A 26,137-nucleotide genomic window follows, 5' to 3' on the forward strand; every position below is an offset into this window, starting at 1 on the left:
AGTTTAATTATTTTGTATTCTAAGTAATAACCTTGCTATCATATCTTGTTCTGCCTTAGTTAAGTGATAGAAAATAGGCAGACAGAGAATCTTTGAAGCGATTTCTTTGGAATTAGGACAATCTCCTTCCACATATTCAAGGCTCTCCAATGATGGATAAAAATACCTTCTAGGAAATATTTCATTTTTCTCTAGTTCAGTTTTAGCATCTAAAAGCGCTTGTTCACATGAGAAAATGATAGGATAGTAAGCATAATTAAAAGTACAGCCCTCTTGTATCTGAGGCTTATCACTTATAAATGTAGCAAGCTTTTCATCATAATTAAGTGACAACTCTTTTCTTTTTGCTAGGATCAAGTCAATATCATCCAGTACCGCCAACCCCATAGCTGCATGAAACTCAGAATTTTTGCCATTAATACCTACACCGTTAAATTTTTCAGGTCCATCGTGCCCAAAATTACGCATATAAGCCATTCGCTTTAATAATTCTGGTGTTTTCGTAAACAGCAATCCACCTTCAACGGAATGCATTAATTTAGTAGCGTGCAAGCTAGAGGTACTGATATCACCATATTCAAAAATGCTCCTTCCTCTATATTTTGTACCAAAACAATGAGCCGCATCATAGATTACTTTTAAATTATGCCTTTTCGCAATCTCATCAATAGCATCAATGTCACATGCATTGCCAAAGCAATGGGTAGCCAAAATTCCTGATGTCTTCGGTGTAATTGCGGCCTCTATTTTAGCCGGGTCAATATTCAAGGTTGAGGCATCAATATCAACGTATACTGGTGTACAAGCTTCCCAAACTATACTGCTTGTAGTAGCTACATAAGAAAATGGGGTAGTAATAATCTCCCCTTTTAGCTTCAAAGCCTTTATAGCAATTTGTAATGCAATGGTTCCATTGCTCACATACAATAAATGTTTTAGCCCCAGATATTCTTTTAAGCTTAATTCAAATTCGTTTACCAAGGGTCCATTATTCGTAAGCCACTGTCTTTGATAAATATCGGAGACATATTGCTGATATTTTTCTATAGGGGGAAGATATGGTTTGGTTACTGGAATCATTTTGCTATTATATTTTCAGTCTTATTTTCCCAGGGAAAATCTAAGTAAGGTGAATCAACTTTTATAAAATTAACAAATTTCTGATAGCTTTTTCCTTGAGACAAATTCAATTCTATAAAGTTTTTTGATGTGCCGAAAAATTGCTTCACCTCTTCATTATATTTTATATACTTTTCCTCAAGGTTTTCCCGATTATATGGATCATCATCAGATATTTTAAAGTTATACTCCATAGCCTCCCAAATCCAGCCGGGCCAAACATAATTTGCGGTTTTTAATTCCTGTGCAGTAGCCACACTATTACTTGAAAACTTCTTTGCATGAAACTTTGTGATAGAGTCTACCCATTGTTCTGGAGAATCTCTGACAGTCAAAATGAATTTAGCATCAGGATATTTATCGTAGAGCACCCTATAAATATCAAAAAAGCTAAAAGGAACATCTTGGAATACCTCTGAAGTATCACAATACTTTAATAAAGTACTGTAATTCTTACTTTTAATGTCACCTAAAAGCCTTTCGGCTTTTCTTTGATTACCCACCTTAAACCCCAAATCTAGAAAAGCTTTTTTTAAAGACGTAGTACCCGTTTTATTGAGGCCTATACAAAAATACTTTTGCCTATTCTTGTATTTAAGAGGGTTTAAATAATCCTCCATAATATCCTTCAACTTATTGATTAGGCCTATTTTTAGCATAGAACTTAGATTTCAAATTTGTAATAATGAATAAAAAACCTTCCGATTTTATGATATGACTATAAAGCAAGTAGCCTACTATATATAAAACACAAAGTAATGCCCTTTTTAATAAATCGTCAAAATAAGGCAATTGACACAAGAAAATAATGATCACCAATGGCAAAATGCCTTCAAAAATCTTTCGAAAGTGCTTTTTAATTTCTAAACCAGTATATCTATTTAAAAAATAGATATTTGTAACTGTTAAAAAATAGTAAGTAATCACTACTCCAATTGTAAACTCATATATGCCATAAAAATAGGCTATTAATAAGGGAATCACCCTAACCAGTTTTCTGAAAATCCCTATTAAAAAATTCTCTCTGGATTTTCCTTTACTCATAAAAGCATTAATCATCATTGAATTTAATGGATAGGTACACACCCCAATGATTAGTATTTGAAAAATAGGTACAGATGGGTACCATTTTTGTCCAAATAGTATAATTATTATGTCTTCTCCCATAACATACAGCATACCTGTAAGTAAAAAACTAATAAAAGAAATTACAGAGATTACCTTGAAATAGACTCTTGAGTACTCACTTACATCGTCTTGCAATTTTGAAAGCACTGGATAAAAAATTTTCGTGAGGCTCCCTGAAGAATAAGTAGTAACAAGCTGCTGAAGAGACATAGCTCGTGTATAAAATCCTAAGGTTGCTGGAGAAAACACTTTACCAATCATTAAGATATCTATTCTTTGAAAAATGGTAGAAATAAATCGGTCAAAAAACACAAAAGAACTAAAGGCTGTTAACTTTTTTACCTCAATGAATGAAAAATTAAGGTCAGGTTTCCATTTTGAAGTAGTCCACAATAAAATTGTATTTAGAATTGCTGTGCTAATTTGTTGAATAACCAAAGCGTAAACACCATAACCCTGAAATGCAAATATTACCCCCAATACACCCCCGATTGCACTGGCAATTACTGAACGCAGAGTCAATATTTTGAAATTTAATTCCCTTTGTAGGATGGCCTGCTGAACAAGATTAAGGGAATTGAAAACAAAAATCAATGAAAGCCACTGTACCAGTTCTGTAATTTGTGTGCTTTCATAAAATGCGCCTACCAAAGGAGCCGCTAAGTAAAAAACAACTGTTAAAACAAGGCCAGCAAATACATTTAGGTAAAAAACAGAGCTATACGTTAAATTATTATTCTCCTTATTTTGGATCAAAGCAGATGAAAAACCTACGTCAATAAAAACCTGACTAATGCTTATAAAAACCATAGCCATGCCCACCAAGCCAAACTCAGCAGGATCGAGCAATCGAGCAAGGAAAATGGAGATAATAAAGCCACTTCCCTGTCGCATAATGGTTCCTCCCATATCCCAGGCTAAAGCGGTGGCTGAGCGTTTTTTAAGTGAGCTCAATTATTTATTAATATATTGTTCATAGTTGAGAATAAATTCTGTGTCATTAAGTGCTTTTTAAATACTAAGCTGCAGCTTAAGGCTGATTAATTTTCTCGCTAAGCCGCAGAGACGCAAAGTTTACGCAAAGAAAAGTAAAAATACTTTTCTTAATTTTGAGGCGTCTCCGCACCTTTGTGGCTCAGCGTGAGTCTCCTTAAAGCCTTTGGCTTTTTTTATTTTAATTTAGAATCTTTGTAAGCAATAAACCACTCCACAAACTTCCCTATCCCCTTTTCCAATGGTGTATTCGGGTGATAATTAAAATCATTGATCAAGTCTTTCACATCAGCATAAGTTTTTTGCACATCACCGGGCTGCATAGGTAAAAATTCCTTTTTAGCTTTTTTGCCCATGGCTTTTTCCAAGGCCTCAATATAGTCCATCAGTTTTACCGGTTGATTGTTGCCAATATTGTAGAGCCGGTAAGGCGCATTGGAACTCCCTGCATCAGGTATATTGGTATCAAATTCCTTATTGCTTGTCGCTGGCTTATCAAGTGCTGCCATTACACCATTTACAATGTCCCCCACATAAGTAAAGTCCCTTTCCATTTCCCCATGGTTGAAAACCTTGATTTTTTCTCCTTTTCTGATGGCTTCCGCAAATAAAAATAATGCCATATCGGGTCTTCCCCAACTGCCGTAAACGGTGAAAAACCGAATTCCTGTTGTAGCAATATTAAATAAATGGCTATAAGTATGCGCCATCATTTCGTTACTCTTTTTGGTGGCAGCATAAAGTGACAAAGGGTGATCAGTATGATGATGCACAGAAAAAGGCATTTGGGTGTTGCTGCCATAAACCGAGCTGGAAGAAGCGTAAACTAAATGCTTTACCGGATAGTGTCGACAGGCCTCTAGAATATTGAGAAAGCCCTGTACGTTGGCATCTAAATAAGCCTGTGGGTTTTCTACGGAATAACGTACCCCTGCTTGAGCTGCCAAGTTGATTACATAATCAAACTTATTTTCTTTAAATAGCTGATTTAAATATTCGCGGTCACATAAGTCTGCTTTTACAAAGCGGAAATTAGGGTATAGCTCGCTAGACGCTAACTGATGCTCTTTTACCTTGTCTTTTTTGATGCCGAGCTCATTGAGGCGACCGTATTTGAGGTTCACATCATAATAATCGTTGATGTTGTCGTAACCAATTACAGTATCGCCTCGCTCAAGGAGGGCTTTGGTTAGGTGGAAGCCAATAAATCCGGCAGAGCCGGTTACAAGTATCTTTTTCAAATTTATATTTTTTTTTTCAGCCCGAGGCTGTTTAAATATCACGCGAAGACGCTAAGGCGCAAAGTTTACGCAAAGAAAAGTAAAACATTTCAATTATTTCGTGTGTATTCAAAAGTTCCTTTTTTGTTAACGTTGCGAGGTCTCTGCGTCTTAGCGTCTCTGCGAGAGTCCGCCAAAAGCCTTAGGCTTTAAGAAAAACGAAACAGCAAAGTCGAAGGATTTGAATAGCATTTTTTTTATTGAAAATTCATTGAGATTGCTTCGTACCTGGCAGTAGCCTGTCCCGCATTTTCATCGGGAACGCTCCGAGCTGGTTTATTCGTAATTCCAAAATTTATAATTCGTAATTCTTAATTAGTTCTCCCAAAGAAGCAGTCCCGCCTCAGCAGTAGGCACTTGCCCAACAAACTCTTCCGGGTTCATATACAAAAATCTAATTTTACGATCTATTTTCTTTTCTGCTATGTTTGTCATATTGGCTATGTAATCGTAATTAAATTTACTTCCAACCAATAAGAAATCAATGATACCACTGTCCACACCTTTCGCATACTCCCCTATCAGATAGACTTTGTCCAGTTCTCCCACATTACCAATAATCTGTTCAATTACCCGATCAATTCCAATATACTTTTTCATAATATTATGGATATCACCAAACAAAGGATGCTGTGTATTGGCTTGATACAATTTCTTATTGCCCTCCATATCCGTCTTCAACATACCTGCTTCCTCAAACTTATTGAGCTCCAGGCGAATGGCATTCGTACTTTCCCCAAATTCACCTTCCAAAGAACGTAAATAGCTCTTCGTCTGCGAATTCAGAAAGAATTTCAGCAAAAGCTTTATTCGGGTTTTTGAGGTGACTAATGTTTCGAGCATCTTTTTAACACAGGAAGGTAATTCTTAACAAACTGATGAATTCTATCACTTGTAATTTTACGATGGAAGTTGGGTGTTGGAAGTGGGAAGTCAATTTATATCGGTCTGACCTTCGGTACTGACCTTTATCTTCGCAGGCACTATACTATGGCGCCAATTACTAATTAACTAATTATTAATTTTAATTAAATAAAGCTTCGCCCTTTCAGTCCCATTGCAAGACCTAATCAGCAACCTAAGAATAATTAGAAAACGAGTAGAATAACTACTCATTTATAAAGTTATGTGATTTACTTTTGAATTGCAATAAGTGAAGGAAAAATTGTATCCCAATGTAAGAAATAGATATCTTTTTATGACCTAAAGTCATGTGAAACCGCATCACCTGTCCCGTACCATAGGTCGGGAGGCGCCAAGACGCAATGAACAAAAAATAATTCAGCTCACCTGTCCCCACTTATCGGGAAGCTGAAATGGGCTAAACACGTTCAATACGTTTAAATAGAGAAAGTTGAGGAAATACAATTATCAGCCAATTGTTCTGCACGTCATTTCAAATTACTTTAGGATGAAGCAATCTTTAGGTGGATCAAGCAAGCATTAGATTGCTTCGCTGCGCTCGCAATGACGTTATCAGCTATCCAATTTATAATTAAAAAATTCGAAATTCGCAATTAAAATTAGCCTTCTTGATAGTAGCCGTGACCATTTTTTTCTTTCCCATAACCGTAGCCATAACCATAGCCATAGCCATAGCCATAGCCATAGCCTGGTCCCGCTTTTTTAATGTCATTAAACAATATACTAAGATTCTTAATTTTTCCTTTGGTGTATAATTCATTTGCTGCAACCACTGCCTCTTTTGGGGTATAATCCTGTCTTACCATAAAGAGGGTATGGTCTGCAAATTTCGACAAAACAAAGGCATCTGTCACCAGGGCAATGGGTGGAGAGTCAATAATGATAAAATCATAAGTTTTGAATGCCTTATCCAAGCTATTTTTCATGATATCTTTCATCAGCAACTCACTTGGATTGGGTGGAATCGGACCAGCACTTAATAAATCGAGGTTATCCACCTCTGTTTTTTGCACCACTTCCTGCAATTCCGCTTGACCTGACAATAAATTACTCAAACCAAACTCATTGTGAAGCTTAAAATCATCAAATATCTTAGGTCTTCTCATGTCGGCACCTATTAATAAAGTTGGTCTTCCAGAGAGTGCTAAAACAGTGGCTAAATTAATGGTTGTAAAGGTTTTACCTTCACCAGAAATGGATGAAGTCACCAAAAATATCTTTTTTTCTTTTCCCTCCGTATAGAAATTTAAGTTCGAGCGTAATGCGCGAAAAGATTCTGCAACTGCAGAACGCGGTTTACGAAATACGACTAGATTATCTTGTAATTTTTTGTGTCCAATTCCTCCTATGACTTGAATGGAGGTTGCTCTTTCTATATCCTCTTTAGATTGAATTTTGTTGTTGAACAACTCTAAAACAATAAAAAAACTTATCGGAATCACTAAACCAATCACCAAAAATATTAAATAATTTTGACTGGTTTTAGGTGTGATTGGTCCACCAGCCAACTTAGGTGGGTTTATAGTTCTAATATCACTGGTAGTAGATGCTTTTGAAATGGCGGCTTCAGCCCTCTTTTGCATTAAAAAAGTATACAAGCCTTCCCTAAAGGAGTAATCTCTTTTGATATTAATAAAATCCTGCTGCAAACCTGGAAGCAATTTCAGTTGTTCTTCCAATATTTGCTGCTGTCGCTTAACCGACTTTTGCATGATGCCGCGAGTTTCTTTCAAGGTCTTGATACTGCTTAAAATATTGGTTCGAAGAGCTTGCATTTCTTGCTTTTTATTTTCCAAAACAGGATTAGCAATTTTCTCCTTTTGCTGAAAACGCTTGATTTCAACATCTAATTTCAAAAGTTTACCCAACATTTCAGCAATTACTTGGTCTTCGATACCCACACTTTGAGGTGTTACTACCTGTTCCATAGCATTATCAGGATTTCTTAAAAATTTCCGCAGATAATCATAGTACTGTTCTTGAACAGTGTATTGTACGGCCGCTTCTTCGATTTCCCTTAGGTTTTCATAGATTCTAACGGCTTCTCCGTCCATATTGGTCACTACATTATCTTTCTTAAACTCCATCAACTTCTGCTCATAAAACTGCAGAGTGTCAGAAATGCCATTTAGTTGATCATCGATAAATTGAATAGTCTGGCTCGCCGTTTGGTTTTTTCTATCAATATCAAGCTTTTGATATTTCGCAATAAAAGTAGTCAAAAAATCGATTTCCTTTCTAGGCTCTGGTCCATTCAAACTAAGATTCAAAACGGAAGAACCCTGTTCGGCCCATTTAGCAGTTAATTTGGATTGGTATTGACCTGTAATGCTTTCAGGATCATCAAATCTAAGAACAAAATATTTGTCAAGATCTCCTTCTGCAATGGCTCCATTATTATTAAAGATGACCTTATGTCCATTTATTGGTACTAACTCTCCAAATTGAAATATCTTTTCTGTTCTAACTTCATTATCATCAGAAGTTATCGAAAGATTTGAAAGTTTGAATTGCTTTTGATTAAGGAAAGTAATCCCTGCAGATTTACCATAAGGTAATTGACTTCCATCTTCAGGCTTGACTTCGACAGGAAAATTTGGATTATAATATTCTGAACTTTTTATTTCACCCTCCCGGTAATAGGCCACCTCAAAATTCAACTCCTCTATGGCCGACCGGATTAGTGGAAAAGATTTAATGACATACATTTCATTATAGAAATTCCTGTAAGGGTCTGAAATGGCGTTGTTATACAAAAATTTCGCACCGACTTCCTCTTGATTTTCTTTAATCATAATAGAAGCAGTAACAGGATAGATTCGAGTGCTATAGCGGTTAATAATATAGGCAGATGACAAGGCAATGAGGGAGGTAATCACAATGATATACCAAAATTTAATGACTTTATATAAGACCCTCTTAAAGTCTATTAATTGATTCCCTTCGGACGAAGGGGTACCCATGCTAGGGTCGGCAAAATCAGAACTGTATGGGTTAAATTGATTATCCAATATCTTTTATCTTGTAGCGCTTAAACCGAAAAAACTCCCAATAAATAACACAGCAGAAACTGAAGAAAGTAGTAAACTTAAATTTTGACTGTAATATCGTCTAATGGGTCTTTGCCGCAATGGTGGCACGATAATAATATCGTTCTGATAGACATAAAATTTTTCAGATTCAATAAAGTCTTCTTCAAGTAAATTAATATAAAAAATTTCTGCAGTATCTCCTTTTTGTCGTATCACTTTCACATTATCTCTGCTCGCAAGTTCCGTGAGCCCTCCAGCCATTCCTATGGCTTCCATAAAAGTAATTCTTGTATTTTGCGTAGTAACAATTTTTTCTCCATTCACCTCGCCAAGTACTGTAAATCGATAATTCAACAAACGTACTTTAACTGTTGGATCTTCTACATATTGTTCCGCTATACTTTGAAGTGTATCCTGGACTTCAAAAATAGTCATGCCTTGCACTTTGACTTTCCCCACAACAGGAAAACCAATCTGGCCTTGGGGGTCTACTAATTCACCCATTAAGCCAATCATTCCCTGGCCTCCTCCTGCCATATTGCCGCCGCCCATTCCAAAGTCGCTAAAGATGTCAAAATCTTCTTCTGTCAAACTTTTAAATCGAACCGATAGAATATCCTGAGGTTGAATTTTATAATCGCGATAAGTTAAATCGTACTCCCTTAAAACAGTTTCTTTAGGCTGATCTTCGTATAAATCATCTTTTTGTAGATACACTAATCGTTTATTTCCTACGCAGGAAGCAAACAGTACCGCCACAAGCACAAACAATGTAATATTTCTAATCAACATTTTAATTTTTCAAATGACAAAAGTAAGGATTTTTAATGACGAATTACGAATTACGAATGGATTAATTATGGATTAGGTGATATGAGTTTTACAATTATATATTAAAAGCCGTTGATCAACATAGAAAAAACTAGAACCCATAAGCTTTTAGCAAAAAGAAGCTGATCTCGTGCTCACGCACCATTTATCTGTTATACTTCTTTCCGAAAGGAAGTGAAAAAACAATCACCCCTCTCATGCTTACTTTTAAAACTCCCAACTGTAATTGCTTATCGTGATGGATCAGGTGGGTCCCCTATTTGAAACTCAGGTTCTGGAATAAGACTTTGAATGAGTATAACAAGCCCTGCACCGACCACAGCACCTGCCGCTACTTGCAGGCTCAGAGGAAACTTTCTCTTGATTGAAAAATTTTCTGTAAGGATTACATCATCACGATTCTTAGTATCACTTACTTTGAGATAATAATTATCACCTGGTTTGACCATGGAAGGGAAGTCTAAACTGGTTTTACCAGTATTGGGACGTTTCTCAAAAGAAGACACCAGGTTTTCGCCTCTGTATAATTCAAAATTCAGGATGTTGTCTCCTCTACCGCCTGACCAAACAATATCGTATTTATTCCCTCTCTTAAACTCCCTACCCTCTTGGATACCTTCAAGTGTAATAAAGGGCACATAATAATTACCCTTCAACTCTACTGCTATATCGCCTTTAAAATCGGATCCTAACTCTTCTTTTGCGTTCCATTTTACCACTTTGTTATTTCCAGGAACAATATCAATCCCTATATCTCCTTTCACTGATTTCATAGGTTGTATGAAATTATCTTTGGAAGTATATAAGCTTATGGCATACGATCGATCAATACGTTCATCAACAAGATTGTAATGTATTTCAAGTTCGCCCCCATTAATTTTGACCGTATTGATTTCAACTTTTTGTGAAAAGGCAATATTGCTTATAAAACTTAAAGCAAACATGAACAAGAAAATCTTTTTCATCAGTATCTATTTAATTTTTTCAACTATTTCTATAGGCTAACTTCTTCATTTTCGCTATTTGGCAACAAACACAAAATCACTGCCTTTTTCATCACTTCCAAATTCTCCAAATCTTGGAGTTGTTTTAGAGCGGTCCATGAAGGATTTGATTTCGTCCAACACTAGAATTCTGTCCGAACCACCATAGCTTTTTAAGGCTTCCAGAAAATTCTTAGCAAAAGGTGAATGTGAACCACGCACCCCATCAGACACATACTCTTTACCACCCGAGGTAAGGTATTTCCGTGTTTTCTTTGAAAGCTTCTTCACCAGATAAGCTTTGTCATCTATATCATCATAAAGGGCTGATCGGCTTGAGGCCAACAATGGATCAAACGTTCCACCAAAGCAAACATCCATGCTGAGAAAAATATGCTCACAGGGGATATTGTTAATATTACTACGGATCCTATTGTGAGATATATAACTATTTTTACTTACATCATTCACTTTAGAGTTGCTGGCTACCACAAAGCCTTCGCCAAACACTTCATCATAAACTCCATGCCCTGCAAAGAAGATAAATAGTTGGTCTTGTGGTTTGTACTTCCGCTGCCCATATTCTCTTAATTTGGTCATGACTTCATTTTGTTCTTCATCTTTTACAATCTCCACTATAAATCCGTACTCCTCTTCTAATATTTTTCCTATCGCCTCTGCATCGAAAATGGGATTCACCAGGTCGTTCCAATTGTCATATCTGTTAGTGGCAAAGAGCAAGGCGTAATCCTTTCTATCAATCATGACTGCATCACTTATGGCATCGAGCCCAACTCTTATGCTCCGGTTATCTTTCACGATTCCTCCCTCTTCATTTTCGGCTGTTAATTCTAGGTAGTTTTCGCCTTTTACGACATACATTGAAAGATCTATTTCAACATTGAAAGGATCATCTATATCTGCTGCCCTGGTTCCCAACGCAGTGCCATCTTTCCGATTCAGTACTCTCAGCATCACACTTTTAAGCGGCACTCCTGAAGTTATTTTTGCTTTTACATTTACTCTATTCTCCTGTGTGTTAGTAAACTCCATCGCAGGATATATCCATTCAATGGAAGGCAAAGAAGTCGTGATGCTTTCATTTTCAAAATCAAGCACGATTTGATTTGTTTTATCCCCCACTATTTGCGCCGATACTCTTCCAATGAACAATATGCTTAGCAGCGTGATAGCGAAAATATTTTTCAACATTCTATAGGTCATCTCTAATTTGTTCTATCTATTTAAAATAACTCTCTTTACCATTATTTCGCTATTGACGGACAGTTTGTAAAAAAATACAGCGCTACTTGACTGATCAAGCGTTGAAAAATCCGTTTCGAAGGCGTATGAACCTGACTCAAAACGTCCTTGAGCAAGGGTACTCACCTTCTTGCCGTTTAGATCGAATAATTCCAGTAATAATTCGTAGGATGTATCTGCTTTTGGCAGCAATACAGAAATAGTGCTTAGACCCATGCTTGGATTCGGATAGGGATTCCCCATTTGAATGGTAAAAGGCAAGGGCTTTACGTTTCTGTTTTCTGTGTAGTGTAGGGAAATTTTATATGCATCGGAAAGCATGACTTCATAGCTTTCTTCATCAGCAAGATTGACTAAAGCGCCAGTTTCTTCATCAATCAGCCACAACTGTCTCACCGCTCCTTGAAGATGCTCGTTGCTCCACCTCAACGTAACAAGCTCTTTCCTGTGATTAGACGATAGCGTGAAAAGCCAACTCCCTTCACTCTCATTTCGTTTAATATCTCTCGAAAAGTATGGATAAAAATATTCGGGATGAACCGTAGCCATATCAGTATATTCTATAAATCTCGGCAGACGCATTTTATCAAACTCATCTTTACCGCTTTCAGCCTGAGGATGAATGCCAATGCCGACAGGTGCAGATAGGGTATCCCCGCTGCTGCTGGTCATCATTAATTCAAAGAGCCAATTATCGCTATCAATATCTTTCCCAATAGCAACTTCCTGATTTATTTGACGGGATGCGGCATTATCCTCTCTAAGTGAAATTTCTACCTCCAGCGCAATATCTGACCAGATGAATCCACCACTAAATGCTTCAATAATATCCCCTTCCACGAACTGCCTTGATTGACGATTATATAAATTCACCTGCTCAACTGAAGAAGCTATTCCATTACTCAGCCTTACCTTATTCCAACTGATAGGCACATTGTAAGGATTTCCTACCTGATTCCATCCCTGATTTAAACTGAGGGTAAATGTGTTTGCAGTATTTACAGTTGCATTTTCGATTTGGATGCTTACATCCTCCGTGGTATTAAACCAATAGCTGCCCCCTAATTCAATTCTATTTATACCTGCACCGGCATCTAGGTATCTTTCCCCATCGAAGCGGACGAGCCTCCATTGTGAACTGTACTCAAAAGGTCCCATTTCATCAAATATGGTTTCAATCAGATTATCACTTAGTTGATAAGGAATTGAAAAGATTTGCCATTCATTTACTAAATCCAGACTTGGTAACTCGCTTTCTGCATCATTCCAGTAAATAAAGCTTTTAGGACTTCTAAGCGTATTAAAACCGTCATTCACGACCAATTCAAATTCAATTCCGATATCATCAAATTGAGAGTTTTCAATATTATATTGGTAAACGTCTCCCGCTAACTCTACGGAATCTTCTTCCCACTCTGTAGAAAGTACTCCTCTATACCGAAAAATCACATCATAAGGATCCTGCCCCCCTCTCACGGTAAAGCTCAAAGGAACCGGTTCGGTATTAGCTCTGGATTTCTCACTAGTTACTGATAGTTCGGAAAGCTGAAGGGGTCTTCCAACAAAAATGATATTAGAAAATGGACTTCTTCCATTAGCATTGACGGCATACACCCTATACCATTGCGAGGTGCCTTCTTCCAGGTCACTTATTTCAATACTGGAAGCCGCGTTTGCAGTTTCGGTCTTTACGATATTGGCAAAATCTATATCATCAGCTACTTCTACTACATACTCTATATCTTGACCTGATACTAAATCCCAGTTGGCAGTGAAGGAAGCAGAAGAAATAGCAGTGGCATTTTTCGCTAAAGGAGCAGCATCTAGTGAAGTAACAAAAGTTAGTATTTCAGAAAATCCGGAAGCTCCTTCTTCCACTGTTCCAGTATTGGTGGCACTCAACCTTACCCAATATTTTGTACCGGGTGTAAGACCAAAGACCGTTTCCGAAAGCGTATTAAGGGAGCGGCCATCAAATCCACTAGCAAATTCACTAAAAGTGGAATCACTGGCAACATCTAAAATATAATTTTCAGTACCTCTATTCTCCAGCCATTTTATAACGGCAGTGGTAGAGGTGCTAGCAATAGAATCTATTAAAACAGGATTTGGTGGTATAGTCATAAAGTCAACTTTTTCAGAATATCTTTCAGATTCACCAAAGGCATTAACTGCCTTAACCCGGACGCTATAATTCATACCAGCGGATAAGGAAGCTATATATTCTGTTTCAGTTACCTCTACTCTTGGAAGAGTGTCTTCACCTCCGACCCCTTCCGTAATTTCCAATATATAATAGTCTGCATAACTTGACTCAGACCATTCTATCTCTGCAGCGGTTTGAGTAAAATCATCCACCTCTGTGATTTCTGTGACCTCTGGTAAAGGATTTAAGCGCGCAGTCCATTCTTGTTGGGTACCGTCTTCAGCAGTAATATTGTAAATTAAGGGCTCAGTAAAATTAACTTCATTTTGTTTACTAATTTGTTCTACTCCATTTAAAGTAATGGTCGCCTTCTCAGAGATTTCAAATGTTGGAACAATATTGGTTAAAATAGTATTGTTCTTTACAGTAATATTTATTGTATGGTTATCTCTGTCAATTAAGGCTGATGAGACAGAATCTCGAACCTGAAAATTTTCAAAATCTGCGTCAGAAAATATATGGTAATAAATTTCTACTACGCCTTCTTCATAAGCAACCGCAAAATCTAGATCACCGTCTGCATCAAAATCTTCGGCAAGAATATTGCGAGGGGCTATATAAAAGTCTGCTAAAAGCCTTCTAGTAAACGTTTTCTGTGCTATACCATCTTGCTCATAGATATAAATTCCGTCTATTTCTGATCTGATCAAGTCCTCATCGCCATCACCATCATAGTCGACAGATAAGGCTTCAAAACCAACTGAGCCGAAAGTAATACTAGCACTATTGTTAGTTATTCCATTTTCATTTTCAATCCAAAAGGCCTGCCCCAACCTATTGGAAAAAAAGATATCATTGTCGCCATCGTTGTCAAAATCAGAAATAATAGTCGACTCTGGTCTTCTGGTTTCTGTTGAATAAGCTTTATTGAATTCAAACCCATCCACCCCATTGTGAAGATACTCATAGCCTTGATAGCTCTCAGCTTGACTGCCTACCACAAGATCTAAAAAACCATCATTATTTATATCTCCAAAATCGAATGAAATGATACCAAGTTGCTGCCTGATAATTTTTGGCTCAAGATATTGGCCGAAAAAGCTCCCTCTAACACTAGTATAATAAGCAATAGCACCATCACCTCCCTGTGGATCACCAACATAAGAAATCACAAGATCTGTGTATCCATCTAAGTCTATATCTGCAGCACCGATTTGCGCTTCATTACTTGTGCTATATCCTGCTGTAGATAAATTCTCCTGGTAAAATTTTTGATTACTACCTTGAGTCAATAACATTTTGGGACCAGTTGCAGTGGCAATTGCAATATCCTCTAAGCCATCAGCATCATAATCAGCAACGCAGAGGCTATTTCCTCCATCAACTGCAGAACCACCAGACTCTGTCACCACCTCTCCTGCCTTAAATGACTTATCAACGTTTTGATAATAAACCTTCAGTTCATTCCTACCTAAAGCTATTATATCGCGCAATCCATCTTGATTAAAATCAATAAAGGCTATGTCATTCGCTAACTGAAGACCTGCTTCAAGTCTTCGTGCTTCATAACTAAAATTCCCTCCTTTATCTTTTTCAATTACCGTTAACTTTAATGCTCTGGATTCGCTCGATATCGTAGCAAATTTTACCAATCCGGGACCAATTTCCGATTCTGGAGGAATTACAAATGTGATACTATTATTTTTTCTTTCTACTATTTCTGCAGGTATATCGTTCACAAATGGCCTAGTGAATCGAAAGGGATCTAAGTCAGGAATGTAGGCCGTAACCTCTTGACCACCGACCACTACATTTTGAGATATTTCGACAACATTAAAAATTGAAAAACTAATTGCGCTACTGTTAACAAAATTTGACGTTGGCCCATTGAGTGCAAAATTCATTAACTCTTGTTTCTCACCTGAGCTCAACTCATTTAATCCTTCAACAGCAGAATTATCTCTTCCTCCATCCCCTTGATTAAAAGTAAAATAAGTAACTAAGCCTTCACTATCAGGATTTACCGAATTATAGAACTCATTTTCAATGTCGATGAGGTTGCGGCTATAATTCCACAGTCTTAATTCGTCCAATTGTCCATTAAAATGATTTTCATTTCTTGAATTTCTTCCCAAGTAAAATTTCTCATATTGATTCCCAAAATTCAATTCTGGCCTAAGAGTCCATGGCTGATTAGCCGTGGTTATTTCGGGATCTCCTGGGTTTTCAACAACTGTCCGCTCACCATCAGTGTAATTGTTTGCGACTTCAGTTCCGTTGACAAACACAGATAATTTCTGTTTGGCTGTTTCTAAACGTATGGTCAAATGAGACCAATCATTATCCAAAGTGGGAAAGTTGACAGTTTCTCGAACTAAATCCTCTTCCACATTATAAATTTGCAACATTGTAAATTTTCGTGTTGTTAGCCTAAAAACTTCGGCACTTAGAAAGCTAAAGTCCAAAATTGTCCTTTCAACACCAGGGATATTGGGTTTAACCCATAATTCAAGGGTGAAATCACCGTTTAGTTGATTACTTAAATCAGGATTGATTTTAACGTAATCATTATCTCCGTCAAAATTCAAAGCATTTCCCAGACCAGCTGCATTAAATTCGATGGTTTCAGGTTCGACAGGAGCCAATGCTTGTATTTCTGTAGCAGACAACTCTCTATCATAAAATCTTATGTCGTCAACCATTCCTGTGTAAATATCACCGATTGTATGATCAGCACCAATTCGTAGTGGATATATTGAGCTACCACTCAGATCTTCGGGCTCAATACTAAAGTCATCTACAATTTCACCATTTAAATAAAAGATAATTCCACTGCTTAAACTGAATGTATAAGCTAAATGATGCCAATCTAGCGGCTTCAGTTGTGCATCACTTTTGAAGTATTTTCCGTTAACATAAATTACAGGATGGTAGGTTTCATCTGTCGTGTTATACTCCAATTCAATGGAATAATTCCCCATCCCCGCTGTCCAATCTCTACTTATAACAGGTTCATATATACTCGCTGTTCCTAAACCTACTGGCCGTATCCAAGCTGCAATTGTTTTACCATCTTTTAAATCAAAAACAGCATTGGTATTTACTTCGACAAAATTCCCCTCTATTTCATCAATAAAATAAGCGGATATTCTCCCAAACCTGTCCTGTCTAAAGGGCTGTATAGGATCAGAATTTGTTATATAGTTAGAAGGAGTATTATTACCGACAAAGTCAGAAATATCTCTTATTATAGGATAATGAGCTACAAGCCCTTCTTCTTGCGCGAATGTGTCAAATCCCACTGCAAGAATCACTAGTATAGAAATAATTAATTTTATTTTCATCGGATTGGTAAATTTAAATCAGGGCGTTTGAGGACATCTTCAGGCTGATTCAATTGATTGAGTACAATAAAATGAAAATTGTCGTCAAGGGTATTTAGGATATTTTCTGTGGCAGCATATAAGTGCCCTGCTAGACCGAAAAGATTGTTAGATAATATGGTCTGAAAATTATTATCAGCAAGGTTGAACCACAGTGAAATACTATTTCCACATCGAAAATCAAAAATGCCTTTAAAATCTATATAGGGACTAGTATCGTTAAAACTGAAATCCGAAGCTTCAATACCTAAATTAACTTTGGTAGGAGCAACATTAGTAATATTTTCTGTAATAATAATACCCATACCCTTTTTTGATCCCACTTTAAAGAGAATATCAGCAATGAGCGCTTGACCAATATAATTTCTGGAATACAAAACAGTAAAAAGAATGGTATAAAATTTTGCCATTATTTGTAAATCAAAAGTTAATATGATAGAAAAAATAGCGTATCTAATATAGTTCGAGTAACACTTACTTGGGGAGGAAAAAATAATTTAATTAATGTACGAAAAAATAAATTAATCTAAACGCATTCAACACTAATTATTTTAGAATGTGGTATAATTTTATACTTTAATTTAGTAAGCTAAATAGTTAAAAATATGGGGGAATCTGTCATCCAATTAAGGAATGTGCATAAAAAAAGCCATCCGCACTACTGCGAATGGCTTTGAATCTTGAGCCTCCTGTCGGGCTCGAACCAACGACCTACTCATTACAAGTGAGTTGCTCTACCAGCTGAGCTAAGGAGGCAATACAGCATTTTAGAAAGACTTCTAAACGCTTTATTCAGTTGTTAACCTTTTGTTATCCCTGAATGCGGATGCAAATATAAAGGCTGTTTTTATTAATCCAAACCACTTTCCTAAAAAATATTAAAGAAATTTTTAATCTATCGAACGAACTATACGTAACTGCTTCTTTAACAGGGAGATTTCCTTTTCTGCATCCTTTATTTTTTCTTCAAATTCTTTTTTAAGTTTATCAGCAGTCTTTGAAGAAGCGAAAAATTCCATATTATTTTTCCATGTTACGATGTCATTCTGCAAATCTCCAATCTTCTTTCTAATAGAGTTTTCTTTTTGATTCAATTTTCGATCTGAATTTGGCCCTGACATAATCTTGGTGATTTGAGCCATCAGCTTGACTTTTTCTTTCTGCTCATCATTAAGCACATTCTCAGACTTATCAATGAAATCTTGAATGGCTTTAGAAAAGTCTTCTTTTACTTTTTGAATGGCTTCCTTCGGTACAAATCCTATTTTACCATAGGCTTGCTCATAGGCTTCCAATTGATCTAAATCGCCGGGTTCTAAGCCATTAATTTGAGAAATAATATCTTCCTTAGCTTTAAGGTTCTCTTCAAACTCCTTTTGAGCATCTTGAGAACCCGCTCTTTTATTTTCAAAGAATTTATCACAAGCAGCCTTAAATTCTTGGTAGATGCTTTCTCTAAATTTCTCTGGAACCGGACCAACCTCTTTCCATTGTCTTTGTAGACCTTTCAGCTGATCGGCTGTTTTGTTCCATTCGGTGCTTTCACAGAGCTCTTTAGCCTTATCTACAAATTCTTGCTTTTTCTTTAAATTTTCTTCACGCATGCCATCCAGGCGTTTGAAAAATTCATGCTTATTGGCAAAGAAGTACTTAAAATTACCCCAGAAATTTTTATTAATTTCTTTGGCATTTTCTTTAGGAACCTGGCCAGTTGCTTCCCATTCCTTTTGAATCGCTAAAATCTCTTTTGTTTTAGTATTCCATTCTTTGATTCTATCCGAATCAAAATCTAAAAAGGGTTTAAGCTTCTCTATGATCTCCTCTTTCTTTTCTAAATTTTCAGTTTGAATCTCTTTTAGATTTTTTACAAACTCTTTACGCTTATCATAAATAGCATCAGAGGCTGCTTTAAATCTTTGCCAAAGTGGCTCCTGTTCTTCCTTCGGAACCGGTCCTATATGTTTATATTCATCATGAAGATCATTCAAATGCTTTATAGCATAAGGTACATCCTCCGACTGCGCTAACTCTTCCGCTTTTACACACAGCTCATTTTTGGCTTCTAGATTCTTCTTTCTATCTAGTTCTTTTAACTCAAAAAGAATACTTCTCTGATCATAATATCGATCCAGAAGCGCATTGTAATTGGCCCAGAGCGTTTTGGATTGGCTGCCTGGAACCGGGCCCACAGACTTCCATTCTTTTTGAATTTCTTTAATTACATTAAGACTTGTGATGGTTTCTTCACCATCTACTAAATCCCGTAATCTATCCAATATATCTAATTTAGTCTTAAGATTATCGTCTTTTTGATGTTCGAGTTCCTTGTAATGTTTTTTTCTTCTATCTCTATATAATTGATAGTTCGCCTCAAACCTTTCGTTTAGCTCATCATGCTTCATGGCAAAATCAGCTTCTTCTCCGCCCTCAGCAATGAATTTATCGAAAGCTTCTTTTTTTTCAGCTTCATAAATTTCATCAAAGACCGGTTTTAATTCGTTGATGATTCGATCTGTTTTTTTGAAATCATCGCTCTTGGAAACTTCTTTGATGGCTTCCACTAATTGTTCTTTGCTAAATTCAGAATAATCGGGAACTTCATCATGATCATCATGATCTTCCTGCTCTTCTCCCGCATCAGAATCTTCAGTTACTTTATTTTCGCTTTCTTGAACAGGGATTTCATCCTTCTTTTCTTCTTCTTTTTCTTCTGCAACAGAAGCTTCAGCTTGTTTTTCTGATGTGGGCTCCACATGCTCCTTCTCTTTATCCATTTCAGAATTATTTTCCTCTGGATTTTCAGAAGTACCTTTTTCGTCTATCATAATCATTTTACTTTCTGCAATACAAGCTACAATATTAATTAAAAAATGTGAAAAGTTTCAATCAATTCAGATTGGGATCAGACGGGTAATTCGCATAAATCTTAAATCGCCCCCCCATTTTCTCTAAAATACTTTTCCATAGCGTCTCCGGAGGACTTTTAAATATATAAGACGGATGAACCCCGCGCGCTATTATCCAGCTATTATGATCAATCTCTTCTTGTAGCTGATTTTCTGACCATCCACTATAGCCAACAAAAAAACGTGATTTATCTTTATTAATCTCTCCTGCAAGCATCATACTCTGCAGAACCTCAAAGTTTCCACCCCAAAATAAGCCATCTGTGATTTTCTGCCCACCATCTTTAAGTTCTTCTATATCGTGAATGAAATGCAAGGTATTCTGTTGGACAGGGCCACCCACAAAGAGACTTGCTTCAAAACTACCTATATCAGGCAGAACCTCGTCCACTTTTAGGATAGAAAGTTTATTCAAAATAAAACCAAATGAACCTTCTTCATTATGTTCACATAGCAAGATCACTGTCCTGTCAAAATTTTGATCAGGCAAAAATGGCTCGGAGAGTAATAGATCTCCCTTTTGCGGTTGCTCAATATTTTTGAATTCAAAAAACTCCATTTAATGCAATGCTGCTTTTAATGGTAAGGCAGTCAAAATCTTAGCTTCTGCTTCACTCATTTCATCTAATCTATTATATACTTGCTCTTTATCAAAATAATGAAGCGCCATATCTACAAAAATTTCTCCATGTTTAGCTTCTGATGCCCACAAGTGATGATAAAATTTTCTTAAGTTTCCCTCTGGTAATGCTTCATACACCATCCTAAAACGCTCCGCTCCTCTCGTTTCCACTAAAGATGCCAAAAGCAATCGATCCATAAATCGTTCTTCCCTACCCGATCGGCAAATCTTGATTAAATCATCCACATAAAAATCTTTTTCAATTTTATGTGGCAATGATATTCCTTTTGACTGCATTATAGCATAGACATCTCTGAAATGTTCTAATTCCTCAACAGCTGTATCAATAAGTTCAGGGATAATTTCTAATCTATCAGGAAATTTAGCTACAAAACTCATGGCCATTCCAGAGGCTTTTCTCTCACAATTCGCATGATCTTGTAAAAAACTGTCAAAATCGGCCATCACAGTATCAATCCATTCTTGGCTGCTGTTAGCTTTTAAATCAATCCTTAATTTCATTTAAATAAATTATTTTCATTATTTATCTCCCAATAATTGGATACAATTTGAAACAATAATAATTTTAAATTCTATAAGCCACTAATAATTTAAAGAGAAATCTCAAAAAAATATATGAAGCAATCTTTAGCAGACATCCGAAAAGAATACACCTCCATGAGTTTAGAAGCTTCAGAAGTAGACAATAACCCCATTCAGCAGTTTATGAGTTGGTTTGACATGGCGCTAAGTGCCGAAATCATGGAACCTAATGCCATGACTTTATCCACCGTAGTTGACAATAAACCAGCCTCAAGGATTGTGTTATTAAAAGGAGTAGAAAATGACCAATTTATTTTCTATACCAATTATGATAGTAATAAAGGTCAACAGATGGGTCAAAACGCCAATGTATCTTTAAATTTTTTTTGGCCTGAATTAGAACGACAAGTCAGAATTGAAGGCAGAGTTCAAAAAGTTGAAGAAACAGTAAGTGACAGCTACTTCCAAAGCAGACCTAGAGGAAGTCAAATAGGTGCTTGGGTCTCACCCCAAAGCAGTGTAATAAAAAGCAGGGAAGTATTAGATCAGCGATTAGAAGAGATCGAATTAAAATTCAAAAATAGAGCCGTAGAGCGACCTGAAAACTGGGGCGGATATGCTGTAACACCCACTATGATCGAATTTTGGCAAGGTAGACCAAGTAGATTACATGATAGAGTTCAATATTCATTAAATGAAGGCGGTAGCTGGACCATTGAAAGATTAGCTCCTTGAGTTCTAGGATATACTTTGAGCGTTATGCTTATCCAGAACGGTTTATAAAAGAACCGATCAAAAAGGGGACTTTTATTACAGTTGTTATTCCATCTTTTAAGGAAGATGATATTTCCCCAACTTTGAATTCTCTAATAACATGTAAGCCAACTTTAAATCCGGTTGAAGTAATTTGGGTGATAAACCATCCAGATAATGCTTCGGCTAGTATCAAAAAGCAAAGCATAAAAACGGTAGCCGAAATTGAGCAGTATGTGACTGATAATCCATCTTCACTAAAAATTCATATTGTTAAAGCTTTTGATCTACCAAGCAAAAAAGCGGGAGTAGGACTTGCTCGAAAAATTGGCATGGATGAAGCTGCTTTTAGATTAAATAGTATCGATCAAGATGGTATAATATTATGCTTTGATGCCGATAGTACCTGTCAATCGAACTATCTGCAAGAAATAGAGCAACATTTCCTTAACTATCCAAATGCTACTGCTGCCTCTATTCATTACGAGCACCCACTCAAGATTCAGAATGGAAATTTAAATTCAGCGATCATTTTGTACGAATTACATTTACGGTACTATATTCAGGCGTTGAAATATGCAGGCTACCCTTTTGCCTATCATACTATTGGTTCAAGTATGGCTGTGAGGTCTTCCATCTATCAAAAGCAAGGTGGGATGAATCAACGAAAAGCAGGAGAGGATTTCTATTTTTTGCACAAAATCATTCCACTAGGGGATTTTCATAATATTACTACTACTAAGGTAATTCCTTCTCCCCGTCTATCTGACAGAGTTCCATTCGGAACCGGTAGAGCCATGCAAGAGCATCAAAATCAAAAAAAGGATCTTCATTTAAGCTACAATTTTGAAATTTTTAAGCTGGTGAAAAGCTTCCTGAGCGATATTAGCAAAGCATCACTTTTAAATAATTTACCCTTGGAAATACGAGCATTTCTAAGAGACTCTGACTTACAAATGGAACTGGATAAAGTGATTGCACAAGCCAGCAATGATCAACACTTGAAGAAAAGGTTTTTTGAATGGTTTAATGGTTTCAAAATGCTCAAGCTCGTTCATTTTCTTAGAGATAACTACTATCCCGAACAGAAATTAGTAGAGCAATCAGCCAAGTTACTGAGTGCAGTGAATCTACTGGACAAGCCACAGTTAAATGCTATTGAAGCCCTTAGGATTTTTAGAGATTTAGATGGTGAAAGATTTTGACTCAACATTAATTTAGTTTCGAAAAGAACTCTATTTCTAATGAAAAGGTATGCCAGGTAGCATAGGATTTTTAAAGCATATTGAAAATTTTAGTTGAATAATATTCAGGCTGTCACATTCATATATGAAGAAAACAATGTCAAACTATCACAAGTCTGACATTAAGCTATTGCTGGTAATTTTATACTATCTACTTCGTAAAATCTTTAAAGTGGATCAAATGAGTCCGTTCAAATCCTTTACACCTAAATACCTTTCTACCGTAAAACCCTCTGCATAATCAACACCTATGATTTGTCCAAACTGCATCGCTCTCGCTTCAATCATTTTCATAAACCGTGGACTCGAAATATAGGTTTCAGGTTCATCCGACTCAGGATTATGGAATTGTGATGCAAATGCTTTAACAGATTTCATCTTTTTAGTCCATTGTTCGCTTACATCTACTACAAAATCCGGTTTAATGGGTAAACTTTGAATATAATGGTATACCTTATTAGGTCTATAAGCTTCTTGTAGCTGCCCATTAGCATCTTTTGTTTCAAATTTTTTCAGACCAGCTAAAAATATTGATTCAGAAAGCAAATCAGAAGCCTTCCCGTGGTCAGGGTGCCGATCCGAAACGGCATTAGCCAACACAATCTCAGGTTTATATTGTCTAATTTTTCTTACAATTTCAGTCTGATGAGCTAAATCGTTCTTAAAGAATGCATCTTCAAAACCAAGATTTTCACGAACTTTTACCCCTAGAACAGCGGCACTTTCAGCTGCCTCCTTCAATCGCTGCTTCGGAGTCCCTCTTGTACCCATTTCTCCTTCTGTGAGATCAATGATTCCTACATCCTCTCCCATCTCAGCATGCTTTGCTAAAGTTCCTGCACAAGCTAGTTCTATGTCATCGGGATGAGCTGCGAAAGCTAAAATATTTAATTTCATAAAGTAATTTAAATTTCACTAAAGCCTACAATTACAATTAGTGTTTTGACATTGATAAACGCAATAAAAAAGGAGAGCAAAACCCTCCTTATTACTATTTTTACGCCTTCTCAGCTACTTCTTCCTCTTCTAATTCATCTTCCTTTTCCGCTAAGAATCGCTCCGCATCCAAAGCTGCCATGCAACCGGTTCCTGCAGCCGTTACGGCTTGTCGGTAGATGAAATCTTGGGCGTCACCAGAAGCAAAAACACCTTCTACCTTTGTTTTGGTGCTTCCACTCTTCGTAATAATATAACCTGCATCATTCAAATCTAGGAAGTCTTTAAATATCTCCGTATTAGGTTTGTGACCAATTGCAACAAAAAAGCCGGTAGCTTTAATTTCCGTTTTTTCTCCTGTCACATTGTTCACTACTCTCACTCCTTCTACTTCATCCTTACCTAAAACTTCTTCAGTTTCACTATTCCAAAGAATTTCAATATTTTTAGCTTTTTCTACCCGTCTTTGCATGATTTTAGAAGCCCTCATTTCATCTCTTCTAACGATCATGGTTACTTTATTGCATATATTGGAAAGATAAGTAGCTTCTTCAGCAGCAGTATCTCCAGCACCTACCACAACCACATCCTGGCCTTTATAAAAGAAACCATCACAAACGGCACAAGCAGATACACCCATGCCATTCAGTCTTTGTTCTGATTCCAAACCTAGCCATTTAGCGGACGCTCCTGTTGAGATAATGACAGCATTTGCAGTGATCTCATGTTTATCATCAATTATTACTTTATGAGGATAGCCACTAAAATCAACCTGCGTTGCTAATCCAAATCGAACATCAGTTCCAAACCTCTCCGCTTGCTTTTGGAAATCCACCATCATCTGTGGACCATTAATTCCATCGGGATATCCAGGATAGTTTTCTACATCATTGGTAATGGTCAATTGACCACCAGGTTGGCCCCCTTGATACATGACTGGGTTTAAACCAGCTCTAGCAGCATAAATTGCAGCTGTATATCCAGCTGGTCCAGAACCTATAATTAATACATTTACTTTTTCTTCTGTCATAACGCTCAATAATTTCTTAAGTAATGTTACGGTCTTCTACTAAAACAGATGTGAATTTAATTAATTAAATAAAAAAAGGTCTTCTAAAAGACCTTTTTATGTATCATTTGTTACGAAAAATCTATCCTAAGTAAGGCTTCAAGGCTTTACTCCTGGATGTATGTCTAAGCCTTCTAATGGCTTTTTCTTTGATTTGTCGTACTCTCTCTCTTGTCAAGTTGAACTTCTCTCCTATTTCCTCTAAGGTCATAGAGTGCTCTCCATTCAAGCCAAAGTAAAGCGTGATTACATCAGCTTCTCTTTGAGTTAAAGTAGATAATGCTCTTTGCACCTCTCTTCTCAATGAATCATTCATCAATTCATCGTCAGGAGACTCTTCACCGTCATTTTCCAATACGTCTAAAAGACTATTTTCTTCCCCTTGAACGAAAGGCGCATCCATAGATACATGACGACCAGAGATTTTCATGGTGTCTACCACTTCATTAGAAGTAACCTCTAAAACTTCAGCTAACTCATCCGGAGATGGTTCTCTTTCAAACTTTTGCTCCAAAGTAGAGAAGGTTTTAGAAATCTTATTTAAAGATCCTACTCTGTTCAATGGAAGACGAACAATACGTGATTGTTCCGCCAGTGCTTGCAATATGGATTGTCTGATCCACCATACTGCATAAGAAATGAATTTAAAACCCCTTGTTTCGTCAAACCTTTGTGCTGCCTTAATCAAACCTAAGTTTCCTTCATTAATCAAGTCTCCTAAGGATAAACCTTGATTCTGATATTGTTTGGCTACAGACACTACGAAACGCAAATTGGCTTTAGTCAATTTTTCAAGTGCAAGTTGATCACCTTGTTTAATCCGAACGGCTAAATCTACTTCTTCGTCCGGGGTTAACAAATCTACTTTACCTATTTCTTGTAAGTACTTATCGAGCGATTGACTCTCCCGATTGGTGATTTGCTTGCTAATCTTGAGCTGTCTCATTAATTGATTTTAGATTTAAATTTAAACGAACCCTTA

General features: G+C 36.7%; 19 protein-coding genes and 1 tRNA gene. 2 read left to right on the forward strand and 18 right to left on the reverse strand.

Annotation, left to right across the window (positions count from 1 at the left end):
- Nucleotides 1-3 precede the first annotated feature (3 nt).
- From B9Y84_RS03570 to miaE, 15 genes are all read right to left on the reverse strand, one after another.
- The gene (locus B9Y84_RS03570; RefSeq protein WP_085515713.1) at nt 4-1,080 is read right to left on the reverse strand and encodes a DegT/DnrJ/EryC1/StrS family aminotransferase; all 1,077 of its coding nucleotides are present in this window, start codon (nt 1,078-1,080) and stop codon (nt 4-6) included.
- Nucleotides 1,077-1,778 (reverse strand): sulfotransferase, encoded by a 702-nt coding sequence (locus B9Y84_RS03575; protein WP_085515714.1) that lies wholly within the window; start codon nt 1,776-1,778, stop codon nt 1,077-1,079. The genes B9Y84_RS03570 and B9Y84_RS03575 overlap by 4 nt, the downstream gene beginning before the upstream one ends.
- Nucleotides 1,753-3,201: a lipopolysaccharide biosynthesis protein gene (locus B9Y84_RS03580; RefSeq protein WP_085515715.1), complete on the reverse strand. Its 1,449-nt coding sequence runs from the start codon at nt 3,199-3,201 to the stop codon at nt 1,753-1,755. Before B9Y84_RS03580 ends, B9Y84_RS03575 begins: the two co-directional genes overlap by 26 nt.
- Before the next feature lie 215 nt (nt 3,202-3,416).
- The gene (locus B9Y84_RS03585) at nt 3,417-4,481 is read right to left on the reverse strand and encodes an NAD-dependent epimerase (RefSeq protein WP_085516032.1); all 1,065 of its coding nucleotides are present in this window, start codon (nt 4,479-4,481) and stop codon (nt 3,417-3,419) included.
- Between the two features lie 354 nt (nt 4,482-4,835).
- The gene (locus tag B9Y84_RS03590; RefSeq protein ID WP_085515716.1) at nt 4,836-5,363 is read right to left on the reverse strand and encodes a transcriptional regulator; all 528 of its coding nucleotides are present in this window, start codon (nt 5,361-5,363) and stop codon (nt 4,836-4,838) included.
- Between the two features lie 680 nt (nt 5,364-6,043).
- On the reverse strand, nt 6,044-8,455 hold the full coding sequence (locus B9Y84_RS03595) for a GumC family protein (protein ID WP_085515717.1): 2,412 nt from the start codon (nt 8,453-8,455) through the stop codon (nt 6,044-6,046).
- 6 nt (nt 8,456-8,461) lie between these two features.
- A complete protein-coding gene (locus B9Y84_RS03600) occupies nt 8,462-9,268 on the reverse strand; it encodes a polysaccharide biosynthesis/export family protein (RefSeq protein WP_245830813.1) in 807 nt (268 codons plus the stop codon).
- 269 nt (nt 9,269-9,537) lie between these two features.
- On the reverse strand, nt 9,538-10,272 hold the full coding sequence (locus tag B9Y84_RS03605) for a hypothetical protein (protein ID WP_085515718.1): 735 nt from the start codon (nt 10,270-10,272) through the stop codon (nt 9,538-9,540).
- A gap of 54 nt (nt 10,273-10,326) precedes the next feature.
- Nucleotides 10,327-11,514 (reverse strand): caspase family protein, encoded by a 1,188-nt coding sequence (locus B9Y84_RS03610; RefSeq protein ID WP_085515719.1) that lies wholly within the window; start codon nt 11,512-11,514, stop codon nt 10,327-10,329.
- Between the two features lie 12 nt (nt 11,515-11,526).
- The gene (locus tag B9Y84_RS03615; protein ID WP_085515720.1) at nt 11,527-17,043 is read right to left on the reverse strand and encodes a LamG-like jellyroll fold domain-containing protein; all 5,517 of its coding nucleotides are present in this window, start codon (nt 17,041-17,043) and stop codon (nt 11,527-11,529) included.
- On the reverse strand, nt 17,040-17,492 hold the full coding sequence (locus B9Y84_RS03620; protein ID WP_085515721.1) for a hypothetical protein: 453 nt from the start codon (nt 17,490-17,492) through the stop codon (nt 17,040-17,042). The genes B9Y84_RS03615 and B9Y84_RS03620 overlap by 4 nt, the downstream gene beginning before the upstream one ends.
- Before the next feature lie 273 nt (nt 17,493-17,765).
- Nucleotides 17,766-17,838 (reverse strand) — tRNA-Thr (locus B9Y84_RS03625).
- Nucleotides 17,839-17,972: 134 nt separating this feature from the next.
- Complete coding sequence (locus B9Y84_RS03630; protein ID WP_085516034.1) at nt 17,973-19,907, reverse strand: DUF349 domain-containing protein; 1,935 nt, start codon at nt 19,905-19,907, stop codon at nt 17,973-17,975.
- Nucleotides 19,908-19,968: 61 nt separating this feature from the next.
- Nucleotides 19,969-20,547, reverse strand: a complete 579-nt coding sequence (locus tag B9Y84_RS03635) for a YqgE/AlgH family protein (protein WP_085515722.1) — start codon at nt 20,545-20,547, stop codon at nt 19,969-19,971.
- A complete protein-coding gene (gene miaE / locus B9Y84_RS03640; RefSeq protein ID WP_085515723.1) occupies nt 20,548-21,132 on the reverse strand; it encodes a MiaE family protein in 585 nt (194 codons plus the stop codon).
- A gap of 114 nt (nt 21,133-21,246) precedes the next feature.
- On the opposite strand from miaE, the gene pdxH reads away from it, so the two are divergent.
- Nucleotides 21,247-21,888: a pyridoxamine 5'-phosphate oxidase gene (pdxH, locus tag B9Y84_RS03645; RefSeq protein ID WP_085515724.1), complete on the forward strand. Its 642-nt coding sequence runs from the start codon at nt 21,247-21,249 to the stop codon at nt 21,886-21,888.
- The gene (locus tag B9Y84_RS03650) at nt 21,885-23,111 is read left to right on the forward strand and encodes a glycosyltransferase (protein WP_176223698.1); all 1,227 of its coding nucleotides are present in this window, start codon (nt 21,885-21,887) and stop codon (nt 23,109-23,111) included. Before pdxH ends, B9Y84_RS03650 begins: the two co-directional genes overlap by 4 nt.
- 216 nt (nt 23,112-23,327) lie before the next feature.
- Here B9Y84_RS03650 and bshB1 read toward each other — a convergent pair whose 3' ends face one another.
- The 3 genes from bshB1 to B9Y84_RS03665 form a co-directional block, all read right to left on the reverse strand.
- Nucleotides 23,328-24,047 carry a bacillithiol biosynthesis deacetylase BshB1 gene (bshB1, locus tag B9Y84_RS03655; RefSeq protein ID WP_085515726.1) on the reverse strand — a complete coding sequence of 240 codons (720 nt, stop codon included), beginning with the start codon at nt 24,045-24,047 and terminating at the stop codon, nt 23,328-23,330.
- A gap of 100 nt (nt 24,048-24,147) precedes the next feature.
- Nucleotides 24,148-25,116: a thioredoxin-disulfide reductase gene (trxB, locus tag B9Y84_RS03660; protein ID WP_085515727.1), complete on the reverse strand. Its 969-nt coding sequence runs from the start codon at nt 25,114-25,116 to the stop codon at nt 24,148-24,150.
- A 121-nt stretch (nt 25,117-25,237) separates the two neighbouring features.
- On the reverse strand, nt 25,238-26,101 hold the full coding sequence (locus B9Y84_RS03665; RefSeq protein WP_013452378.1) for a sigma-70 family RNA polymerase sigma factor: 864 nt from the start codon (nt 26,099-26,101) through the stop codon (nt 25,238-25,240).
- Nucleotides 26,102-26,137 lie beyond the last annotated feature (36 nt).

Origin of the sequence: Marivirga sericea, from assembly GCF_900177665.1 — a bacterium.
GTDB lineage: Bacteria > Bacteroidota > Bacteroidia > Cytophagales > Cyclobacteriaceae > Marivirga > Marivirga sericea.

Bases quoted from the DNA above. Each gene is read 5' to 3' on its own strand.
- B9Y84_RS03665 (WP_013452378.1), bottom strand. From the start codon at position 26,101: ATGAGACAGCTCAAGATTAGCAAGCAAATCACCAATCGGGAGAGTCAA.
- B9Y84_RS03615 (WP_085515720.1), bottom strand. From the start codon at position 17,043: ATGAAAATAAAATTAATTATTTCTATACTAGTGATTCTTGCAGTGGGA.
- miaE (WP_085515723.1), bottom strand. From the start codon at position 21,132: ATGAAATTAAGGATTGATTTAAAAGCTAACAGCAGCCAAGAATGGATT.
- trxB (WP_085515727.1), bottom strand. From the start codon at position 25,116: ATGACAGAAGAAAAAGTAAATGTATTAATTATAGGTTCTGGACCAGCT.
- B9Y84_RS03630 (WP_085516034.1), bottom strand. From the start codon at position 19,907: ATGATAGACGAAAAAGGTACTTCTGAAAATCCAGAGGAAAATAATTCT.
- pdxH (WP_085515724.1), top strand. From the start codon at position 21,247: ATGAAGCAATCTTTAGCAGACATCCGAAAAGAATACACCTCCATGAGT.
- B9Y84_RS03590 (WP_085515716.1), bottom strand. From the start codon at position 5,363: ATGCTCGAAACATTAGTCACCTCAAAAACCCGAATAAAGCTTTTGCTG.
- B9Y84_RS03575 (WP_085515714.1), bottom strand. From the start codon at position 1,778: ATGCTAAAAATAGGCCTAATCAATAAGTTGAAGGATATTATGGAGGAT.
- bshB1 (WP_085515726.1), bottom strand. From the start codon at position 24,047: ATGAAATTAAATATTTTAGCTTTCGCAGCTCATCCCGATGACATAGAA.
- B9Y84_RS03570 (WP_085515713.1), bottom strand. From the start codon at position 1,080: ATGATTCCAGTAACCAAACCATATCTTCCCCCTATAGAAAAATATCAG.
- B9Y84_RS03605 (WP_085515718.1), bottom strand. From the start codon at position 10,272: ATGAAAAAGATTTTCTTGTTCATGTTTGCTTTAAGTTTTATAAGCAAT.
- B9Y84_RS03635 (WP_085515722.1), bottom strand. From the start codon at position 20,547: ATGGAGTTTTTTGAATTCAAAAATATTGAGCAACCGCAAAAGGGAGAT.
- B9Y84_RS03600 (WP_245830813.1), bottom strand. From the start codon at position 9,268: ATGTTGATTAGAAATATTACATTGTTTGTGCTTGTGGCGGTACTGTTT.
- B9Y84_RS03610 (WP_085515719.1), bottom strand. From the start codon at position 11,514: ATGACCTATAGAATGTTGAAAAATATTTTCGCTATCACGCTGCTAAGC.
- B9Y84_RS03620 (WP_085515721.1), bottom strand. From the start codon at position 17,492: ATGGCAAAATTTTATACCATTCTTTTTACTGTTTTGTATTCCAGAAAT.